At 68.4% G+C, this 393-nt stretch carries 1 protein-coding gene; it reads right to left on the reverse strand.

Annotated features, from left to right (window positions below; genetic code table 11):
- On the reverse strand, positions 1-393 hold a 393-nt coding region (locus tag Q0938_RS19240; protein WP_299365735.1), incomplete at both ends, for an FAD-dependent oxidoreductase.

The raw sequence follows: 393 nt of genomic DNA on the forward strand, positions 1-393 counted from the left end.
AGCCCGTGGCCAGGACCAGAACCTCGGCGCGGATCTGCACCGGGCCTTCGGGCGTCTCGACCACGGCGGTCTTGCCGTCGCGAATGGTCGCCCGGCCCGTCACGAGCCGCACCTTTGACTTGCGCAGCAGCGTCGCCACGCCGTCGGTGAGGCGGCTGACGATGCCGTTCTTCCAGGCCATGGCCGCTGTCAGGTCCAGCGTGGCGCCGCCGGCGGCGATTCCCATCGCGGATGTCGCTGAGAGCCGCGTTATGCGGTCAAATTCCTCGGCCACATGGATCAGCGCCTTGGACGGGATGCAGCCCACATTGAGGCAGGTTCCGCCGGGAGGGTCCGCGTCGACGATGACCGTATCGATGCCGAGTTGGCCGGCGCGGATGGCGCAGACATAGC

Origin of the sequence: uncultured Paracoccus sp. (genome assembly GCF_947496875.1) — a bacterium.
Lineage (GTDB): Bacteria > Pseudomonadota > Alphaproteobacteria > Rhodobacterales > Rhodobacteraceae > Paracoccus.